The organism is Stenotrophomonas sp. PS02298 (assembly GCF_029959445.1).
Classification (GTDB): Bacteria; Pseudomonadota; Gammaproteobacteria; order Xanthomonadales; family Xanthomonadaceae; genus Stenotrophomonas.
Genome location: NZ_JASCOR010000221.1, coordinates 1 through 5397 on the forward strand (window position 1 = coordinate 1; position 5397 = coordinate 5397).

1 protein-coding gene, 2 tRNA genes and 3 rRNA genes are annotated in these 5397 nt (G+C 53.2%); 1 reads left to right on the plus strand and 5 read right to left on the minus strand.

The window, feature by feature from the left end; all coding sequences use genetic code 11:
- Window positions 1-25 precede the first annotated feature (25 nt).
- From rrf to QMX78_RS19860, 5 genes are all read right to left on the minus strand, one after another.
- A 5S ribosomal RNA gene (rrf, locus tag QMX78_RS19840) occupies window positions 26-140 on the minus strand.
- A gap of 124 nt (window positions 141-264) precedes the next feature.
- A 23S ribosomal RNA gene (locus QMX78_RS19845) occupies window positions 265-3142 on the minus strand.
- 226 nt (window positions 3143-3368) lie between these two features.
- Window positions 3369-3445: transfer RNA gene (locus tag QMX78_RS19850), tRNA-Ile, on the minus strand.
- A 22-nt stretch (window positions 3446-3467) separates the two neighbouring features.
- Window positions 3468-3543, minus strand: a tRNA-Ala gene (locus QMX78_RS19855).
- Between the two features lie 94 nt (window positions 3544-3637).
- Window positions 3638-5182 (minus strand): 16S ribosomal RNA (locus tag QMX78_RS19860).
- Together the 16S, 23S and 5S rRNA genes with 2 tRNA genes alongside form the textbook arrangement of a ribosomal RNA operon.
- Window positions 5183-5189: 7 nt before the next feature.
- Between QMX78_RS19860 and QMX78_RS19865 the strand changes: the two genes are divergently transcribed.
- On the plus strand, window positions 5190-5397 hold a 208-nt coding region (locus tag QMX78_RS19865; RefSeq protein WP_282272866.1), incomplete at its 3' end, for a hypothetical protein.

The following is a 5397-nucleotide window of genomic DNA, read 5'->3' on the forward strand; positions in this document are numbered from 1 at the left end:
TGAGCAGCGGGGTTCTTAGATAAAACCCTGACGATGACCTACTCTCGCACAGCTTAGGCTGCACTACCATCGGCGCGGCTACGTTTCACTTCCGAGTTCGGGATGGGATCGGGTGGTTCCATAGCGCTAATTTCATCAGGGAGACGGTTGGAGCGTCGCCATCCAAAGTACGGATTTAGGCGCCTGCCTCTCATGGATCTTGTGACGTAGCGTGCACTTGGTATCTATCGACATGTCATGTCGGCCAAGGCAACTTGAGGTTATATGGTCAAGCCACACGGATCATTAGTATCAGTTAGCTCAATGCATTGCTGCACTTACACACCTGACCTATCAACCACATAGTCTATATGGTTCCTTTAGGGGGCTTGTGCCCCGGGAAGTCTCATCTTGAGGCGCGCTTCCCGCTTAGATGCTTTCAGCGGTTATCGCTTCCGAACATAGCTACCCGGCAATGCCACTGGCGTGACAACCGGAACACCAGAGGTTCGTCCACTCCGGTCCTCTCGTACTAGGAGCAGCCCCTCTCAAACTTCCAACGCCCATGGCAGATAGGGACCGAACTGTCTCACGACGTTCTGAACCCAGCTCGCGTACCACTTTAAATGGCGAACAGCCATACCCTTGGGACCGACTACAGCCCCAGGATGTGATGAGCCGACATCGAGGTGCCAAACACCGCCGTCGATATGAACTCTTGGGCGGTATCAGCCTGTTATCCCCGGAGTACCTTTTATCCGTTGAGCGATGGCCCTTCCATACAGAACCACCGGATCACTAAGTCCTAGTTTCCTACCTGCTTGATCCGTCGATCTTGCAGTCAAGCACGCTTATGCCTTTGCACACAGTGCGCGATGTCCGACCGCGCTGAGCGTACCTTCGAGCTCCTCCGTTACTCTTTAGGAGGAGACCGCCCCAGTCAAACTACCCACCATACACGGTCCCCGATCCAGATAATGGACCTAGGTTAGAACGTCAAGCACGACAGGGTGGTATTTCAAGGATGGCTCCACTGCAGCTAGCGCCACAGTTTCATAGCCTCCCACCTATCCTACACAGACGAACTCAACGTTCAGTGTAAAGCTATAGTAAAGGTTCACGGGGTCTTTCCGTCTTGCCACGGGAACGCTGCATCTTCACAGCGATTTCAATTTCACTGAGTCTCGGGTGGAGACAGCGCCGCTGTCGTTACGCCATTCGTGCAGGTCGGAACTTACCCGACAAGGAATTTCGCTACCTTAGGACCGTTATAGTTACGGCCGCCGTTTACTGGGGCTTCGATCAAGAGCTTCGCCTTGCGGCTGACCCCATCAATTAACCTTCCAGCACCGGGCAGGCGTCACACCCTATACGTCCACTTTCGTGTTTGCAGAGTGCTGTGTTTTTGATAAACAGTCGCAGCGGCCTGGTTACTGCGACCCTCTTCAGCTATAGCTCGCATGAGCCACCAAAAAGGGTGCACCTTCTCCCGAAGTTACGGTGCCATGTTGCCTAGTTCCTTCACCCGAGTTCTCTCAAGCGCCTGAGAATTCTCATCCTACCCACCTGTGTCGGTTTACGGTACGGTCTGCGTAAGCTGAAGCTTAGGAGCTTTTCCTGGAAGCGTGGTATCAGTGACTTCGCCTTAAAGGCTCGTCTCGGTGCTCGGTCTTAAAGGATCCCGGATTTGCCAAAGATCCAAACCTACCGCCTTTCCCCAGGACAACCAACGCCTGGTACACCTAACCTTCTCCGTCCCTCCATCGCACTTACGCGAGGTGCAGGAATATTAACCTGCTTCCCATCGACTACGCATTTCTGCCTCGCCTTAGGGGCCGACTCACCCTGCGCCGATTAACGTTGCGCAAGGAAACCTTGGGCTTTCGGCGTGCGGGTTTTTCACCCGCATTATCGTTACTCATGTCAGCATTCGCACTTCCGATACCTCCAGCAAGCTTCTCAACTCACCTTCACAGGCTTACGGAACGCTCCTCTACCGCGCATAACAAAGTTATGCACTCCAAGCTTCGGTTTACTGCTTAGCCCCGTTAAATCTTCCCCGCAGACCGACTCGACCAGTGAGCTATTACGCTTTCTTTAAAGGGTGGCTGCTTCTAAGCCAACCTCCTGGCTGTCTGTGCCTTTCCACATGGTTTTCCACTTAGCAGTAAATTTGGGACCTTAGCTGTGGATCTGGGTTGTTTCCCTTTTCACGACGGACGTTAGCACCCGCCGTGTGTCTCCCATACAGTCCGTCTCGGTATTCGGAGTTTGCAATGGTTTGGTAAGTCGCGATGACCCCCTAGCCATAACAGTGCTCTACCCCCGAGAGGATACATATGAGGCGCTACCTAAATAGCTTTCGAGGAGAACCAGCTATCTCCGGGTTCGATTAGCTTTTCACTCCTAATCACACCTCATCCCCTACCTTTGCAACGGGAGTGGGTTCGGGCCTCCAGTGCGTGTTACCGCACCTTCACCCTGGGCATGACTAGATCACCCGGTTTCGGGTCTACTGCCCGCGACTATGCGCCCTTATCAGACTCGGTTTCCCTTCGCCTCCCCTATACGGTTAAGCTTGCCACGAACAGTAAGTCGCTGACCCATTATACAAAAGGTACGCAGTCACTCTTGCGAGCTCCTACTGCTTGTACGCACACGGTTTCAGGATCTATTTCACTCCCCTCTCCGGGGTTCTTTTCGCCTTTCCCTCACGGTACTGGTTCACTATCGGTCGGTCAGTAGTATTTAGCCTTGGAGGATGGTCCCCCCATATTCAGACAGGGTTTCACGTGCCCCGCCCTACTCGTCTTCACTGGAATGGCCCTTTTAAATACAGGGCTATCACCTTCTATGGCCGGCTTTTCCAAACCGTTTTTCTAGAACCATACCAGCTTAAGGGCTGTTCCCCGTTCGCTCGTCGCTACTCAGGGAATCTCGGTTGATTTCTTTTCCTCTGGTTACTTAGATATTTCAGTTCACCAGGTTCGCTTCCAGCAGCTATGTATTCACTGCAGGATACCGCCGGAGCGGTGGGTTTCCCCATTCGGACATTACCGGATCAAAGCTTGTTGCCAGCTCCCCGATACTTTTCGCAGGCTGCCACGTCCTTCATCGCCTCTGACCGCCAAGGCATCCACCGTGTGCGCTTATTCGCTTGACCATATAACCGCAAGTTGCCTTGGGTTATACATTTGATCCAGGGGTACAAAGCCCGGATACGAATATAACGACTCAATTAATAAGAAGACATTTAAGTCTTCCGCCTTAGCCTCACGACACGTCAAGATAGATAATCTCAAACGCTCGCTACGTCACAAGTTTTAAAAGAACAGATATCAGCCACAGTGCTGATGTCTATAAATTCTTAGTATGCGGTACATTCAGAGTGGTGGGTCTGGGTAGACTCGAACTACCGACCTCACCCTTATCAGGGGTGCGCTCTAACCACCTGAGCTACAGACCCAATGTTCTGTCATAACTCAACATGGTGGAGCCTGTCGGGATCGAACCGACGACCCCCTGCTTGCAAAGCAGGTGCTCTCCCAGCTGAGCTAAGGCCCCGTATTGGGACTTTTCCAAGCCAACCCTGTTGGCTATGGAACTCTGAATGCAGGTTTCTTGTGGGGACGCCTGACAGGCGATGCTGCCTTGCTCAAAAGGAGGTGATCCAGCCGCACCTTCCGATACGGCTACCTTGTTACGACTTCACCCCAGTCATCGGCCACACCGTGGCAAGCGCCCTCCCGAAGGTTAAGCTACCTGCTTCTGGTGCAACAAACTCCCATGGTGTGACGGGCGGTGTGTACAAGGCCCGGGAACGTATTCACCGCAGCAATGCTGATCTGCGATTACTAGCGATTCCGACTTCATGGAGTCGAGTTGCAGACTCCAATCCGGACTGAGATAGGGTTTCTGGGATTGGCTTACCGTCGCCGGCTTGCAGCCCTCTGTCCCCACCATTGTAGTACGTGTGTAGCCCTGGCCGTAAGGGCCATGATGACTTGACGTCATCCCCACCTTCCTCCGGTTTGTCACCGGCGGTCTCCTTAGAGTTCCCACCATTACGTGCTGGCAACTAAGGACAAGGGTTGCGCTCGTTGCGGGACTTAACCCAACATCTCACGACACGAGCTGACGACAGCCATGCAGCACCTGTGTTCGCGTTCCCGAAGGCACCAATCCATCTCTGGAAAGTTCGCGACATGTCAAGGCCAGGTAAGGTTCTTCGCGTTGCATCGAATTAAACCACATACTCCACCGCTTGTGCGGGCCCCCGTCAATTCCTTTGAGTTTCAGTCTTGCGACCGTACTCCCCAGGCGGCGAACTTAACGCGTTAGCTTCGATACTGCGTGCCAAATTGCACCCAACATCCAGTTCGCATCGTTTAGGGCGTGGACTACCAGGGTATCTAATCCTGTTTGCTCCCCACGCTTTCGTGCCTCAGTGTCAGTGTTGGCCCAGACAGTCGCCTTCGCCACGGATGTTCCTCCTGATCTCTACGCATTTCACTGCTACACCAGGAATTCCACTATCCTCTGCCACACTCTAGTCGCCCAGTTTCCATCGCAATTCCCAGGTTGAGCCCAGGGCTTTCACGACAGACTTAAACAACCACCTACGCACGCTTTACGCCCAGTAATTCCGAGTAACGCTTGCACCCTTCGTATTACCGCGGCTGCTGGCACGAAGTTAGCCGGTGCTTATTCTTTGGGTACCGTCAGAACAACCGGGTATTAACCAGCTGCTTTTCTTTCCCAACAAAAGGGCTTTACAACCCGAAGGCCTTCTTCACCCACGCGGTATGGCTGGATCAGGCTTGCGCCCATTGTCCAATATTCCCCACTGCTGCCTCCCGTAGGAGTCTGGACCGTGTCTCAGTTCCAGTGTGGCTGATCATCCTCTCAGACCAGCTACCGATCGTCGCCTTGGTGGGCTCTTACCCCGCCAACTAGCTAATCGGGCATCGGCTCATTCATTCGCGCCAGGCCCGAAGGTCCCCGGCTTTCACCCGTAGGTCGTATGCGGTATTAGCGTAAGTTTCCCTACGTTATCCCCCACGAAAGAGTAGATTCCGATGCATTCCTCACCCGTCCGCCACTCGCCACCCAGAGAGCAAGCTCTCCTGTGCTGCCGTTCGACTTGCATGTGTTAGGCCTACCGCCAGCGTTCACTCTGAGCCAGGATCAAACTCTTCACTTAAAATTACATGTCCGAAGACAAATACTTTAGCTGCAGAAGTTCAACCACTGGCAACGTTTCGCTTGCATTAAAACAATTGAATCATTGCTTGATTAAACGTCTGCAAGATGGACAGTCATCCATTCCTGCAGGCGTCCTCACAAGATACCTGCGCATACTTTCAAAGAACTTCGAATCAGGCCTCAGCGCCTTCTTCGTAGGCTGCGACGTTTCCG